This window comes from Acinetobacter sp. ME22, assembly GCF_022012315.1.
GTDB lineage: Bacteria > Pseudomonadota > Gammaproteobacteria > Pseudomonadales > Moraxellaceae > Acinetobacter > Acinetobacter brisouii_A.
On record NZ_JAKLTL010000002.1, the window covers coordinates 282,777 to 298,166 of the forward strand.

Consider the following 15,390-nt stretch of genomic DNA (forward strand, 5'->3'; position numbering starts at 1 on the left):
TAGGAGTAGAGCATCATATTATTGTGCAATATTTTTTCTTCTAGGGAATAAAGCAAAGATTGTGCCGAGATTTTCAGCAAACTCAAAAAATCTAATGAATTGAGCTGTATTTCAAAAGATGAGGCGTTATGATGAACAGATTGTGAAAATGAGAAGCAATCATGTTCGTGCCAAGTATCCATCCCAATGATGAATTAATGCAGGCTGTTGTGCAGATTTTGCATCAAGCTAGCGAAATTATTCGGCAGGAATACCTGACATTCTGTCAGGGTGAGAAATTTCATGTGCAGACCAAGCACGATGATTCGCCTGTAACTCAGGCCGATTTAAAAGCCAATCAGTTTATTGAAACAGCATTACAAAAGCTCACGCCAGCACTGCCACTTTTATCGGAAGAAAATGAACATCATGAACGGCATACTTGGTCACGCTGCTGGTTGCTTGATCCCTTAGATGGTACCAAAGAATTTTTGCATCAGCGCCCAGAATTTACCATTAATCTCAGCCAGATCGAAAATGGTAAAACCTTATTTTCTGCAATAGCCATTCCCGCACAGCAATTGATTTATATCGGTTATTTGGATCAGCATCCTTATAAGTACGATGCCGAGCAACAGCAGTGGTTTGCCTATCAAGCGCCTGAAGTGCAGCAGATTGAGCCGATTCAAGTTGGGCTGAGTCATCGTAGTAAACAGCCAGAGTATCAAGAATTTATCGAGATTTTGCAGAAAAGTCATGTAATTGAAACTTCTCAGGCAGGCAGTGCTTATAAATTTTGCATGATGTTGGAAGGTAAAATCGACATCTATCCACGTTTTCATCCAACCTCAGAATGGGATACCAGTGCAGGGCAAGGTTTGCTCGAAAGTGTGGGTGGTGGATTGGTGAGCTTGGCAGGAGAACCTTTCATTTATAATCAGCGTCACCGTTTACTCAATGATGGTTTCATTGCTTTCGCTCAGCCTGCATATCAGGAAATCGCGCTGAATGCACTTCGCCTAATGACGAAATGACATTGCAGTCCAAAAGCAGCATGATATAGTGCACAAGTAACCACTTGAATCTAGAAGAATGTCATTACAGTTATTACCTCAAAGTATGTATCAGGCAATCGAATTACTCCCTGATAGCATCACGCCTGTGACTTTATTTACACGACATTCGGTTCGTGAAATGGTCGCTGGGCAGGGACTTGCTGGATATGACCTGCAACTGACAGATGAGGGACGTGAGCTTGCACAAGCATGGGGTCGCTACCTGATTGAAAATACAGGGCGAGTCATTGAACAGTGTATGTCGAGCCCGATTCAGCGCTGTGTCGATACTGCTGCATTGATGATTCAAGGGGCAGATCAGGTCACTCAGCGTCCAAATACCCATAATATTGAAATTGTTGAGCAGGGTTTACTGGTTGAACCAGGAAGTTTTGTCCTCGATATTCAGCAGGCTGCACCATATTTTAGAAAGCAAGGTGCATTAGGCTTTATTAATAGTTTTGTGAATAATGCTTTACCTGGCATGAAGCATCCGATTACGGGTGTCGCGGATGTGCTTGAGCTGCTGTATAACGCCCATCCACAAAACAGTGGTGGTCTAACGCTTGCAGTTAGTCATGATACGATTATTGCTGCGATGCTTGCAGTGATGCGAAATCAGATGCAGCTTGAGAAAAGCGACTGGCCTGAAATGATGGAAGGGGTCTTTGTCTGGTTTGAAGGTGATAATTTCGCAGATAGTGTTTTGAAATGGATTTGGCGTGGCAAGATTTACCAGTTATCTATTCGCGAATTTGTTCAGCAAAAAGATAATTCATAAGCAATAAAAAAGCCCCAAATTTGGGGCTTTTTTATAATGCAAAATTAGTTAGCTAACGCTTTAACTTGTGCATTCAAACGGCTCTTATGACGAGCAGCTTTGTTTTTATGGATGATGCCTTTATCAGCCATACGGTCGATAACAGGAACAGCTTTTTTGTAAGCGTCTGTAGCAACAGCATAATCACCAGCTGCAATTGCACTTAAAGTACGTTTGATGTAAGTACGAACCATAGAACGCAAGCTTGCGTTGTGTTTGCGCGCTACAACGTTTTGACGCGCACGTTTTTTTGCCTGAGCAGAGTTTGCCACTCTTGCACTCCTTCAAATAGATTGGTCTGGGCGGGCTGAAACAATACTGAAACTACTCAGATCGCTTTCACCAGCCCGTAAACAAGTGCAATATTTTGATGAATCAGCGTTATGAAGTCAAGTATTATCAGGGTTTGATCGACTTTTGCTGATCAAAACAGTATAAAATATAAGCATAATTAGGGTGATAGATGATCTCAAGCATGCAAAAGCTAAAAATCCAAAGTGCAATTGTGATTGGCGCAACAGGTTTGGTGGGGCGGCAACTCATAGAACAGTTGCTACTACTTCCCGAATGCCAAAAAATTACCCTTGTTGTTCGTCGTGAACAGCCTCAATATTGTACTTTTAGTCAGATTCAGCAGCTTATCTTAGATGACTTTTTATTACTGAATGAAGAAGATGTCAGTCAGCATACGCATGCTTTTAGTTGTTTAGGCACAACACTAAAACAGGCGGGTTCGCGTCAGGCATTCTATGATACTGACTATATCATCAACATGCATTTTGCTGAGCTGTTACAGGACAAGCATATTCATTATGTCTTGGTGAGTGCCGCAGGTGCATCGGCCAGTTCGCATTTTTTCTATAATCGGGTGAAGGGAGAGCTAGAACGCGATGTGCAGGCATTTAATCTCGACACCATTTCCATTTTGCGTCCATCGTTGTTGATTGGTGAGCGTTCGCAATCGCGTTTTTTTGAAGGTCTCAGTCAGAAACTTTTTCATTTGACAGAGCGATTTTTACCTGAGCATTACACATATAAGCCTGTCACCGCATCGCAAGTGGCTAAGACTATGGTCGCGGCAGGAATGCTACAAACGGAGCATATTCGAATTTATAATAACTTAGACATACAAAACACAAAATGATGGAGCACGCAATGACAGCATTTGTAACCTGTGATTTACTGGACGATCACCCTGAACAGAATATTCAGGTACTTGGGCCAAGTTTAGACAATAAATTCTTTAAAAGTTATGGTGGTCGCAAAACCTTTGGCGGGCAAATCGTGACAGTCAAATGCTATGAAGATAACTCTCGTGTTAAAGAATTACTGGCGAGTGATGGCACAGGTAAAGTCTTGGTGGTCGATGGGGGTGCATCGATGCGCTGTGCGCTCATGGGCGATCTGATTGCAGAATCTGCGGTACGTAATCACTGGAATGGCGTGGTGATTTATGGTTGCGTGCGTGATGTCGACGCCTTGGCAGAACTTGATTTAGGGGTACATGCTTTGGCTGCTATTCCGCAAAAAAGTAACCGTCAAGGTGTGGGCGTTGTTGATGTTGCCTTGCATATTGGTGGGGTGACAATTATTCCTGAGTCTTATCTGTATGCAGATAACAATGGCATTATTATTTCAGAAGAAAAGTTGGTTGATCTTTAATCTAATCTGCTGAATTTAAAAATGAATCTAAATTTTAACGGATTATTCTGACCAGCCTAGAATAGACATGGTAGTATTTGGCCTATGAAAAACGGGCTAAAACTTGATTCCATGTCTATTTTTACCAAAGAAATTTCTGCATTAAAACTCAATCAGTTTAAACAACATGAAAAACGCTGGATCGGTGGTTTACTCGGTTCGGCAGGTGCGCTTTTATTTAAAGAAATTGCTGAGCAGTTCCCTCAGTTATTTGTGCTGATCGCACGCAATAACCAGCATTTGGCGCAGTTGGAAAGTGAACTGGAATTTTATGGAATAAAGCCGACCATTTTTCCAGACTGGGAAATTTTACCTTACGACCGTTTATCACCGCATCAGGATATTGTTTCCGAGCGTTTGGCGATTTTAGCCAATATGCCTCAGCAGGGTATTTTACTTGTTTCAGCTTCGACCTTTGCTCAGCGCGTTGCGCCTGTGTCTTGGGTACTTGGGGCGCATTTCGACTTAAAAGTCGGGCAAAAATTTGACTTAGAACAACAGAAAAAACGTCTGATTCAGGCAGGCTACCAACTGGTCGATACTGTGTACGATCATGGTGAATTTGCGGTACGTGGCAGCATTGTCGATGTGTATGCATCGGGTCAGGAAGCACCGATTCGTATTGATTTGTTTGATGATGAAATTGACACGTTAAAATATTTTGACCCTGAAACCCAGCGCACGACACAAACGATTCAGCAATTTCGGATTTTGCCTGCTAAAGAATTTCCACTCAAAGAAGCGCGAGCATTATTCCGTGAGCGTTATGCTGAGAGTTTCCCAACGGCAAATCCAAAGAAAAACCCGATTTATCAAGATGCGTTAGAAGGAATCGCATCTTCGGGTTTAGAGTTTTATCTCCCGTTATTCTTTGAAAAAACGGCGATGCGACAGGAAAGTATGCTGAGCAGTTATTTTCCTGAACAGACGATCGTCATCAATACCGATGATCTCGATGAAGGGCTGACCCAGTTCTGGCAAGATGTATATCGACGTTATGAAGACCGTCGTCACAATGTTGATCAGCCTTTATTAGCACCTGAAGAATTATTTTTAAAACCACAGCAGGTGCTAGAACAGGTCAATCAATTTCGCCGTATCGTGGTATCCGTTGAACCGATTGCTGAAAAAGCAGGTGCGATGAATCTTGGTACTGATGCACCGCCTAAACTGCCTGTGGATGCCAAGTTAGAGCGACCATTCAGCCACGTCAAGCAGTATGTCGATGCCATGCGTCATCCTGTGTTGTTGGTTGCAGAAAGTGCAGGTCGACGTGAGACTTTAAAAGATGCATTGCGTCCAAGCTTTGGTGATATTCCACAGGTTGAGTCTTTTCAGCAGTTTCTAAAACAGCAATATTCAATCGCGATTACCAATGCGCCACTTGATCGTGGTTTGGTGATTCATGATCAACTCGCTGTGATTTCCGAAAATCAGTTGTATGAGCATCGGGTGGTACAGCGCCGTCGTAAGCGTCAGCAGGAAATTTCTGAAGAATTTCTGGTTCGGAGTTTAACCGAGCTGAGTATTGGTGCGCCTGTAGTGCATATTGATCACGGGGTGGGGCGTTATGCGGGCTTGGTCAATTTAACCATTGATGATCAGGAACATGAATTTTTGCAGCTTGATTATGCCGATGCTGCAAAAATCTATGTCCCTGTATCAAATCTGAATTTGATCAGCCGATATAGTGGTGGCGACCCTGACTTAGCACCTTTGCATAAACTGGGGAATGACGCATGGAATAAAGCCAAACGCAAAGCCTTAGAGCAGATCCATGATGTTGCTGCTGAACTTTTACATATTCAGGCACGTCGTCAGTCTAAACCGGGTTATGGTTTTGAACTAGATCAAAGCTTGTATATGCAATTTGCCAGTGGTTTTGCTTATGAGGAAACCCTCGATCAAGCCAATGCCATTGAGGCAACTTTGCATGACATGCAACAAGCCAAACCGATGGATCGTTTGGTCTGTGGTGATGTTGGTTTTGGTAAAACCGAAGTGGCGATGCGTGCAGCATTTGTCGCTGTGCAAAACTCAAAACAGGTTGCAGTGCTCGTACCTACGACACTTTTGGCACAGCAGCATTATGAATCGTTCAAAGACCGTTTCGCTGACTGGCCGATTCGGGTTGAAGTATTATCACGCTTTGGTTCAAGTAAGACGCATCAAAAAGTCATTGAAGATTTGGCACAAGGCAAGGTCGATATTGTGATTGGTACGCACAAAATCTTGCAGGAAAATATTCAGTTCAAAGAATTGGGCTTGATGATTGTCGATGAAGAGCATCGTTTCGGTGTACGCGATAAAGAGCGAATTAAAGCCTTGCGTGCTGATGTCGATATGCTGACTTTGACCGCAACGCCAATTCCACGAACCTTGAATATGTCGTTCAGTGGTATGCGTGATCTTTCGATTATTGCCACGCCACCTGCACGCCGTTTAGCTGTAAAAACCTTTGTGCAAGAACACACCGATGCCACCATTAAAGAAGCGATTTTGCGGGAATTGCTGCGTGGTGGTCAGGTGTATTTTCTACATAATGAAGTCGATACCATTGAACGTGCTGCAGAAAATATTCGTGTACTTGTGCCAGAAGCACGGGTGGCAGTCGCGCATGGACAAATGCGTGAACGTGAACTTGAACAAGTCATGCAGCAGTTCTACCACAAGGAATACAACGTTTTAGTCTGTTCAACCATTGTGGAAACAGGGATTGATGTCCCGAATGCCAATACCATGATTATTGAACGTGCTGACAAACTGGGACTGGCTCAGTTACATCAGCTACGTGGTCGCGTCGGACGTTCACACCATCAGGCCTATGCTTATCTCATGGTGCCTTCACTCAAAGGTCTGAAAGGCGATGCAGAAAAACGCCTAGATGCCATTCAACGAGCATCCACTTTAGGTGCAGGTTTTATGCTTGCCACTGAAGACTTGGAAATTCGCGGAGCAGGCGAGTTACTGGGTGAAAAACAAAGTGGTTCAATGCAGGCGATTGGTTTTAGCCTGTATATGGAAATGCTCGAAAAAGCGACCAAGGCCATTCAAATGGGTCGAACACCGAACTTTGATGCGCCGCTCAGCTTGACTGCGGAAATCAATTTACACATGCCTGCCTTGATTCCAGATGAATATTTGGGTGATGTACATCAGCGCTTGTTGTTCTATAAGCGCATTAGTAATACCAATGCCCAAGAAAAACTCGACAATATCCGTATGGAATTAATTGACCGTTTTGGAATTTTACCAGTCGCTGTGAAGCAACTGTTTAGTGTGCATGAGATTCGGATACAGGCAGAGCAACTCGGTATAGTCAAAATCGATATTAACAGCAATGGTGGTTATATTGAGTTTGCGCCAGATACGCCTGTGCAAGCGATTAGTATTATTCAAATGATGCAGCGTCAGCCGACGTATTTCCGTATGGAAGGCGGGCAACGCCTGAAAATTATGGTGATGCTTGAAGACTATGAAAAACGTATTGGTTTTATGAAAGAGCTTTTGGCAGAACTGATTCGAGAGCTACCAACAAACTAAACTGGACAATATCGCTCGAGTGCGAGGAGATGCTCTGTAAACCTTGTAATTCGAGCGATAAAGCACAATCAGTTGATATTCATGGCAACATGGATATGGTAGTATTGAACCACTTTTCGTTATTTTTACCACTTATAAAGATATGTTTAGTTTACATCCGCAACTTGCGCAAGATACGTTTCTCGTTGGTGATTTTCCATTATCAACATGCCGTTTAATGAATGATATGCAATTCCCTTGGTTAATCTTGGTTCCACGTGTTCCAGGAATTACCGAATTATATGAACTGAGCCAAGCTGATCAGGAACAATTCCTACGTGAATCAAGCTGGTTGTCGAGCCAACTATCACGTGTATTCCGTGCTGATAAGATGAATGTCGCAGCGCTTGGCAATATGGTACCGCAATTACATTTTCACCATATCGTTCGTTACCAAAATGACGTTGCTTGGCCAAAACCTGTATGGGGTTTGCCAGCAGTTCCTTATAGTAATGATGTTTTGGCTCATATGCGTCAAACCCTGATGTTGGCACTGCGTGGTCAAGGTGAAATGCCATTTGACTGGAGAATGGACTAATTTATTGACCCACATTCTGTTGTCTAGGTGAGGCGAACGTGCCATTTGAGCGAAAAAATAAGTTTGTGCTACAAAGTGTGTATAGGGGAGTTTCCTATATCATGCTTTCGTTTGGTGTATTACTTTACTATTTTCCAACGCCTCTACAGTTTCAACATTATGTGGTTGCCATTTTTTCGGCTTGCGTTTTTATTGCGACACTTTGTGTATTTTTTCTTGCGAAACATAAATTTACCCGCCGCCAAATCAAGCAAATTATTTTTGTTCTAGATTTATCTGTGATGGCGGCAGTTTTGTCTGCTGTACATTTATCTTTTGTTTTTAGTAGTCTGACTTTAGCTTCATTTTGGTACTTTTCAACAACATTTAATAAAGTATCGTTTGTAGGCTATAGTCTGGGCTTTTTATGTGCAGTCATGACATTTTATGTCAATTCATTCTTATTTTTTGGTTTCGAAAATTATTTTGAAGATACCAGTATTTATTTGACAGTTTATAGTTTTATCTGTTTTTGCGCCTGTTTTGGTGTGACCAATTATTTTAATCGAAAAGAGCTGCAAAACTTGATTGCAACCAAAGATTATTATCAAGAACAGATGAACCGCTATATTCAATTTTCAAATCAGCTCAGTCGTTATGCGCCATTACAATTATGGCAATCGATTATGCGTGGCGATACACAGGCGAAAATTGACTATAAACGTAAAAAGATGACGGTATTTTTCTCCGATGTCATCGGTTTTACCCAACTTGCAGAACGATTGATTCCTGATGATCTCGCCTTTGTTTTAAATGATTATTTAAGTCATATGGCAGAAATTGCTAAACGCTATGAAGGTACATTAGATAAGTTTATTGGCGATGGTATGCTGATTTTCTTTGGTGATCCGCAATCACACGGTGCTGAAGCAGATGCAAAACGCTGCGTAGAGATGGCAATTACCATGCGTCAGCAAATGCATGTTTTGCGTGAGCGCTGGTTAAAAATGGGTTTCCCTGAGCTACATATTCGCATGGGCATCAGTACAGGTTACTGTCACGTTGGGAACTATGGTTCAGATTATCGGATGTCTTATACACTGATTGGTCATGATGTAAATTTGGCAGCACGCTTACAGGCTGCGGCGCATCCCGATGAAATTCTGATTGCAGATGAAACTTATCGTTTGATTAAAGATGAATTTGTTTGTGTGCCCAAAGAGCCGATGCAGCTAAAAGGTTTGAGTGAGCCGATTCAAACTTGGCAAATTATTGATAAATATACAGGTATTCGTTCAGATCTACAGCAATGGTTTGATTATGAATATAAAGGCTTTCATTTATTGTTAAATTTAGATGAAGCTCAGCATTATGAATATCAACAATTGCTTGATGTATTGGAGCAAATGAAACAGCGTATTCAAACACAGCAGGATTTGACAACAGAACAGGGAATTGCGCGTTTAGATGAGCGGGATGAAGTTCCTGATTCGGACGCAAAGCTCAAAGACTTTGAGTCCGATAAAGTCTAGGATTTAGTGATTTTCTGAAGCGTGGTTGATTGTATATTTTGGAATTTCGACTTCCAAATCTTCATTTTCAACATTTACCTGACACGACAAACGCGAATCTGGCTCTAAGCCCCATGCACGGTCAAGCAAATCAGCTTCGACATCATTCATTTCGTCTAAGCTGTCAAAACCACGACGTACAATCACATGACAAGTGGTACATGCACAAGACATGTCACATGCATGTTCAATTTTAATGCCATTTTTGAGTAGGCTTTCACATAAGTTGGTGTTGTTTTCCACTTCAAACTCTGCACCTTCAGGGCAAATTTGGGGATGTGGAAGAACTTTAATACGTGGCATAGTCTTTACCTATTCAGAAGTTGAGTTTGACCAGTCGTCTAATTTGGTACCTTTGAGCGCATGGTCAATATGGCGATTCATACGCAATGCAGCAAAAGCATCACTGTGTACTTTAAGCTGATGAACAGCATGTTCAATGGCTTGAATATCTTGACCTTGCAATTGAGTATCAAGCTGCTGCTGTGCTTGCTGTAAAGCACTTAACTGCGACTCACTGAGCAAACCTGCATCAGCTTTCAGTGCTTGTGTTAGGGCTTCAAGTTCACGTTGTGCTTCAACTTTGGTTTCTTGCAAATGGCGAAGTTGTTTGTCTTCTTCGGCATATTGGAAGCCTTCAAGCAGTAAGCGCTCCATGTCGGTATCAGATAAACCATAAGAGGGTTTAATGTCGATATGCGCTTCAACACCTGAAGTTGTTTCACGTGCAGAAACTGCTAAAAGACCATCGGCATCGACTTGGAAAGTGACTTCAATCCGTGCCTGACCTGCAGTCATTGGTGGAATACCACGCAGCACAAAGCGTCCCAAAGAACGGCAATGTTCAACCAGATCTCGCTCACCTTGTACCACATGAATCAGCATGGCAGATTGACCATCTTGATAGGTCGTGAACTCTTGGCGACGTGCTACAGGAATGGCGGTGTTACGTGAAATTAGACGTTCAACCAGTCCGCCCATAGTCTCTAAACCTAAAGACAGTGGCGTTACATCAAGCAATAATGAACCATCTTGGCTGTTACCAACCAACTGGTTTGCAGTAATCGCTGCACCAATTGCAACCACTTCATCTGGGTTGATGGTACATAGAGGCTCTTGTTGAAAAACATCCGCGACGACTTTTTGAACTGCATACGAGCGCGTTGAACCGCCGACTAATACGACATTTTGAATGTCGTTAAGCTCAAGTTTGGCATCACGTAAAACACGTTTGCAGACGGTAATGGTGCGGTCAAGTGCCACTTGGATAATCGATTCAAATGTTGGTCGATCTAAGGTAACTACCTGATCAAGCAAGTGCAATTGAACGTTTTGCTGCTCAGAAAGTTGTTCTTTGGCTTTACGTGCAGTCACCATAAAGTGAGCATATTCAGCATCATCGAGTTCATCAAGATTAAGCTGTTTTTTTGCCCATTTTACAATAAGACGGTCAAGGTCATCACCACCAAGGGCAGTGTGTCCACCCGTAGCAAGTACTTCAAATACGCCTTGCGAGAAACGTAAAATCGACACGTCAAATGTACCGCCACCCAAGTCGTAAATGACATAGTTACGGTCAGTCGATAAATTGGTTTCTTGATCTAAGCCATAAGCAACAGCCGCAGCGGTAGGCTCATTCAATAAACGTAATACATTTAAACCTGCAAGCTGAGCAGCATCACGTGTTGCTTGACGTTGGGCTTCATCAAAATAAGCAGGAACAGTAATCACAGCACCAGTGAGTGGCTGTTGAATACTGTCTTCAGCGCGAAGTTTGAGTTGTTTTAAAATATCAGCAGAGATTTCAACAGGTGTTTTTGGCCCAGCATTGGTTTGGAATGCAGGCATTTGATTATCTGCACCAACCAGTTCATAGGGATGTTGAAATTTAATATCCGCTTTTGAACGTCCCATGAAACGTTTAACCGAAACAATGGTATTTTTCGGATCACGGGTAATGAATGGTTTTGCTTCTTCACCATACGCATTTTGCTGCTTGGCATAATGCACAATCGATGGTAATAACACTCGGCCATGTTCATCTTCTAAAACTTTAGCTTGACCTGAGCGTACAGTGGCAACCAAAGAGTGCGTCGTACCTAAGTCAATCCCAATCGCAACACGATGTTCGTGCGGCGCACTTGACTGACCTGGTTCAGCAATTTGCAAGAGAGCCATCTGTTAAAATCCTTGAATATAAAAATTAAAAATCATCATCCAAATCGTACTGTTCATCATCTAGTAAGCGATCTTCAGCTTTGTCAATGTCATTCATGACACGTTGGAAAAAGCGTAACTTACGAACAGTATCACGTGCTTCGCCCCAGTCTTTATCGTCATAGTCGATTTTGAACTCGCGCACTAAACCAGCAATCCATTGATTCACTTCATCTTTTAAAGTGTGAAGTTGTTCTGGATCTTGGGCTTCATCGAGTTGCTCACGAATTTCGAGTGCTGACTGTAAAAATTCAAAGTCGTGAATAGATTGGTCTAGACCATGATCTTGTTTTTGCAGTGATAGCAAATAACCTGCACGGCTATCAACATGTGATAACACCTTATAAGCTTGGTTAATTTCACTCGATTTGATGAGTGCTTGATCTTTATCTTGTGCTTTATCAGGATGATATTGTTGTTGCAATTTCAAAAAGCTATTTTTTAAAGCTGCTAAATCAATATCGAGAGCAATAGGTAATCCGAACAACTCAAAATGATTCATGGGGGATGATTTCCACGAGGTAAATGTCAATAAAACAGTGAATTATACACTGTTTTATTGATAGTGAAGATGAATGGGAGAATTAAACAGTGAAAGACTCACCGCAACCACATTCACCTTTTTTGTTTGGGTTATTAAATTCAAAGCCTTCATTTAGACCATTTTTTACATAGTCCATTTCCAATCCTTCGAGGTAAACTAAGCTCTTTGGATCAACAAAAACTTTTACACCAAACTGTTCAAAGATTTGATCATGAGTATCGACTTCATCGACAAACTCAAGTACATACGCTAAACCTGAACAGCCTGAAGTTTTCACCCCAACGCGAATGCCTTCACCCTTACCGCGATTTTTTAGGTAATTGCTGATATGAGTGGCTGCATTTTCAGTTAAATGGATCATGAAAACTCCGTGAATTTATCTTGCCAAACAATTATACATTTGATTTTTTGCTGCGATAATCTTCAATCGCAGCTTTAATGGCATCTTCTGCCAATACTGAACAGTGAACTTTCACTGGCGGTAAAGCAAGTTCAGTTGCAATATCAATGTTTTTGATGGCTTGAGCTTCATCAAGTGTTTTGCCTTTTAACCATTCAGTTACTAAAGAGCTTGATGCAATTGCTGAGCCGCAACCGTAAGTTTTGAAGCGTGCTTCTTCAATGATACCGTCGTTGTTGACTTGAATTTGTAAACGCATTACATCGCCACATGCAGGTGCACCCACCATGCCTGTACCCACATTTTCTGCATTTTTGTCAAGCACACCAACGTTACGTGGGTTTTCATAATGGTCGATGACTTTTTCGCTATATGCCATGGTCTTTCTCCGAACCTAGGGGGTTAGCCTGAGTTTCCTTAAATTTAATATGGGGGTAAAAACATCAATCTCAAGGATTAATGTTCAGCCCATTCAACTGTTGAAAGGTCGATGCCTTCTTTATACATATCCCAAAGCGGTGAAAGCTCACGGAGTTTTTCGACAGCAGCTTGAGTAATGCTGATTACGTGGTCAATATCTTCTTCAGTGGTGTATTTACCGAAGCTGAAACGGATTGAGCTGTGTGCAAGTTCATCAGACAAGCCAAGCGCACGTAATACGTAAGATGGTTCTAAGGTTGCAGATGTACAAGCAGAGCCACTTGAAACAGCAACGTCTTTAAGCGCCATCATTAAAGATTCACCTTCAACAAAGTTGAAGCTGACATTTAGGTAGTTGGCAACGTTTTGTGTAGGGTGACCGTTCAGGAAAACTTGCTCTAAACTTTGCAAGCCATTCCATAATTTGTCACGAAGTACACGTAAACGGGTTTGTTCTGCTTGAAGATTTTTACCTGCAAGTTCAAATGCTTCACCCATACCGACGATTTGATGCGTTGCAAGAGTCCCTGAACGCATACCACGTTCATGACCACCACCGTGAATTTGTGCTTTTAGGCGAACACGTGGGCTACGGCGTACAAATAGTGCACCAATACCTTTGGGGCCATAGATTTTATGACCAGAGAAACTCATGAGGTCGACTTTGATTTGACTGAGGTCAATTTCAATTTTTCCAGCAGCTTGAGCAGCATCGACATGGAAGAATGTTTTATTGGCACGAGTCAATTCACCGATTGCAGCAACATCAGTTACAGTACCGATTTCGTTGTTGACCATCATTAGCGACACTAAAATGGTGTCTGGACGAAGCTCAGCCGCCACCATTTCAGGTGTAATCAAACCTGTTTGTGGTTGTGGCTCGATATAGGTAATTTCAAAGCCTTCAGCTTCAAGCTCACGGCAAGTATCTAAAATTGCTTTGTGTTCAATTTTACTGGTAATGATGTGTTTGCCTTTCGATGCATAAAACTGAGCAACACCTTTAAGTGCGAGGTTGTCAGATTCAGTTGCACCAGAAGTCCAAACAATTTCACGCGGATCGGCTTTAACTAGATTCGCAACTTGCTCGCGTGCATACTCCACTTTTTCTTCTGCTTGCCAACCGTAAGCATGAGAACGCGAAGCTGCATTACCAAAAGTACCATCAAAGGTTAAGCATTCCATCATGCGTTCAGCAACTTGAGGGTCAACTGGAGTTGTTGCTGCATAGTCAAGATAAATAGGACGTTTCATGTTAAATACCTGTACCCGATAATAGGTCTGACTCATAAGGTGCTGAATTTTGGCGAATCGCAACAGTTTGTACGTTGTCACGAGAAATGAGGTCAGATAAGGAAATTTTTGCGAGATAATCGGCGATATGGTGAGAAAGATCTTGCCATAGGTCGTGAGTTAAACACATTGCACCATTTTGGCAGTTACCTTTGTGGTCACAACGGGTTGCATCCACTGTTTCATTGACAGCTTCAATAATTTCTAAAACAGTAATTTCATTTGCGCTTCTTGCTAAATGGTAACCACCATTTGCTCCGCGAACGCTAGAAACTAAACCATGACGTTTAAGCTTCGCAAATAACTGCTCAAGATAGGCGACTGATATTGTTTGGCGTGCTGCAATTTCTGCAAGCGTGATCGTTTGTTCAGATGGCTGCAAGGCTAAGTCGAGTAGAGCAGTCACTGCGTAGCGACCGCGAGTGGTTAGACGCATAATTCGATACACATGTTTAGACTAGATGTTTAAATTTTAAGAATCCTGACTAAAATAGTCAAGTTTTTTGATGATAAAAAAGCAGACCTAATTCACGGTTTGCTTATTATTATTTTAAACAGTCCAACTATTATATAACAAAGTACATAAAAGTATGACGATTACCGTAATAAAAAAGCCATTTAAACGCTGTTGTTTTTTTTGAACATGTCTTAAACGATTTTTGTACTGCTTAACCTCGACTTGTAAGCTATTGATTTTTGAGCGTTGATATTCAATTTTTTCTAAAAGTGGCGCGATCCGCTTTTTGGATGCGACAACATCATGCTCTGATTCAGAGCGGAATAGCCATTTTTTCCAGTCAGCAGCAAGTTTAGGTAATGCGAGTTGAGTTAACAAATCACGAAATGGATCTTTGAGTTGATCGTGTCCATACATGCGAATTCCACGCACACTTTTTTTATTGCCTAAGACTAAAGTTTGAACATAGCCAAAAACGGTACTGCTAATTTCTAAATCAACAGGACTATCGGGAGCTTGTAAGTCAAATAAAATGCCTTTTCGGGTAAAGCGGACGTAAAAGTCTATATAAGGAATATAGCAATTTACCTTAACTGTTAATTGTTGCTCCAAAAATTCTTTTGCATGTAATTGAACCACATCATCGTGTTTAAAAATGAAACTATAAAAAGTTTCCAATGCAATCATGCCCAAATTTAACAATAGCTTGGGTTGTTCTTGTGTCTGTTGAGATTCACTCATAAAGTTAAAATTCCTCAATGAAAATCGAAGATTTCATTGATTGTCCTCGAACGATGAAAATGGTCGCAAAAATGAAGTAGTTTTGTAGAACAG

16 protein-coding genes are annotated in these 15,390 nt (G+C 41.7%); 7 read left to right on the forward strand and 9 right to left on the reverse strand.

The window, feature by feature from the left end; translation table 11 throughout:
• The first annotated feature begins 161 nt into the window (after positions 1-161).
• Positions 162-1,013 carry a 3'(2'),5'-bisphosphate nucleotidase CysQ family protein gene (locus tag LVY74_RS04040; protein ID WP_237813943.1) on the forward strand — a complete coding sequence of 284 codons (852 nt, stop codon included), beginning with the start codon at positions 162-164 and terminating at the stop codon, positions 1,011-1,013.
• 58 nt (positions 1,014-1,071) lie between these two features.
• Positions 1,072-1,815 carry a histidine phosphatase family protein gene (locus LVY74_RS04045; RefSeq protein ID WP_237813944.1) on the forward strand — a complete coding sequence of 248 codons (744 nt, stop codon included), beginning with the start codon at positions 1,072-1,074 and terminating at the stop codon, positions 1,813-1,815.
• Positions 1,816-1,859: 44 nt separating this feature from the next.
• On the opposite strand, the gene rpsT is transcribed toward LVY74_RS04045, so the two are convergent.
• On the reverse strand, positions 1,860-2,126 hold the full coding sequence (gene rpsT, locus LVY74_RS04050) for a 30S ribosomal protein S20 (RefSeq protein ID WP_237813945.1): 267 nt from the start codon (positions 2,124-2,126) through the stop codon (positions 1,860-1,862).
• A gap of 203 nt (positions 2,127-2,329) precedes the next feature.
• On the opposite strand from rpsT, the gene LVY74_RS04055 reads away from it, so the two are divergent.
• From LVY74_RS04055 to LVY74_RS04075, 5 genes are all read left to right on the forward strand, one after another.
• Positions 2,330-2,998 (forward strand): nucleoside-diphosphate sugar epimerase, encoded by a 669-nt coding sequence (locus LVY74_RS04055; RefSeq protein WP_237813946.1) that lies wholly within the window; start codon positions 2,330-2,332, stop codon positions 2,996-2,998.
• 11 nt (positions 2,999-3,009) lie between these two features.
• A complete protein-coding gene (gene rraA, locus LVY74_RS04060) occupies positions 3,010-3,516 on the forward strand; it encodes a ribonuclease E activity regulator RraA (protein WP_237813947.1) in 507 nt (168 codons plus the stop codon).
• A 117-nt stretch (positions 3,517-3,633) separates the two neighbouring features.
• Complete coding sequence (mfd, locus tag LVY74_RS04065; protein ID WP_237814106.1) at positions 3,634-7,098, forward strand: transcription-repair coupling factor; 3,465 nt, start codon at positions 3,634-3,636, stop codon at positions 7,096-7,098.
• A 142-nt stretch (positions 7,099-7,240) separates the two neighbouring features.
• The gene (locus LVY74_RS04070; protein WP_004751830.1) at positions 7,241-7,675 is read left to right on the forward strand and encodes an HIT domain-containing protein; all 435 of its coding nucleotides are present in this window, start codon (positions 7,241-7,243) and stop codon (positions 7,673-7,675) included.
• Between the two features lie 101 nt (positions 7,676-7,776).
• Positions 7,777-9,186 carry an adenylate/guanylate cyclase domain-containing protein gene (locus LVY74_RS04075; RefSeq protein WP_237813948.1) on the forward strand — a complete coding sequence of 470 codons (1,410 nt, stop codon included), beginning with the start codon at positions 7,777-7,779 and terminating at the stop codon, positions 9,184-9,186.
• 3 nt (positions 9,187-9,189) lie between these two features.
• Here the strand turns inward: LVY74_RS04075 and fdx are convergent, their stop codons facing one another.
• The 8 genes from fdx to LVY74_RS04115 all read right to left on the reverse strand — a co-directional run bounded on the left by fdx (position 9,190) and on the right by LVY74_RS04115 (position 15,297).
• Positions 9,190-9,528 carry an ISC system 2Fe-2S type ferredoxin gene (gene fdx / locus LVY74_RS04080; RefSeq protein ID WP_151709166.1) on the reverse strand — a complete coding sequence of 113 codons (339 nt, stop codon included), beginning with the start codon at positions 9,526-9,528 and terminating at the stop codon, positions 9,190-9,192.
• A 9-nt stretch (positions 9,529-9,537) separates the two neighbouring features.
• Entirely contained in the window at positions 9,538-11,403 is a 1,866-nt protein-coding gene (hscA, locus tag LVY74_RS04085) for a Fe-S protein assembly chaperone HscA (RefSeq protein WP_237813949.1), read from the reverse strand.
• Positions 11,404-11,428: 25 nt separating this feature from the next.
• Entirely contained in the window at positions 11,429-11,944 is a 516-nt protein-coding gene (gene hscB / locus LVY74_RS04090) for a Fe-S protein assembly co-chaperone HscB (RefSeq protein ID WP_151709164.1), read from the reverse strand.
• An 82-nt stretch (positions 11,945-12,026) separates the two neighbouring features.
• On the reverse strand, positions 12,027-12,347 hold the full coding sequence (iscA, locus tag LVY74_RS04095) for an iron-sulfur cluster assembly protein IscA (RefSeq protein WP_004751838.1): 321 nt from the start codon (positions 12,345-12,347) through the stop codon (positions 12,027-12,029).
• 31 nt (positions 12,348-12,378) lie between these two features.
• A complete protein-coding gene (gene iscU, locus LVY74_RS04100; RefSeq protein ID WP_151709163.1) occupies positions 12,379-12,765 on the reverse strand; it encodes a Fe-S cluster assembly scaffold IscU in 387 nt (128 codons plus the stop codon).
• Between the two features lie 77 nt (positions 12,766-12,842).
• Positions 12,843-14,060, reverse strand: a complete 1,218-nt coding sequence (locus tag LVY74_RS04105; protein WP_237813950.1) for an IscS subfamily cysteine desulfurase — start codon at positions 14,058-14,060, stop codon at positions 12,843-12,845.
• Between the two features lies 1 nt (position 14,061).
• Positions 14,062-14,535: an Rrf2 family transcriptional regulator gene (locus LVY74_RS04110; RefSeq protein ID WP_151709161.1), complete on the reverse strand. Its 474-nt coding sequence runs from the start codon at positions 14,533-14,535 to the stop codon at positions 14,062-14,064.
• 114 nt (positions 14,536-14,649) lie between these two features.
• The gene (locus LVY74_RS04115; protein ID WP_237813951.1) at positions 14,650-15,297 is read right to left on the reverse strand and encodes a hypothetical protein; all 648 of its coding nucleotides are present in this window, start codon (positions 15,295-15,297) and stop codon (positions 14,650-14,652) included.
• Positions 15,298-15,390: the final 93 nt, after the last annotated feature.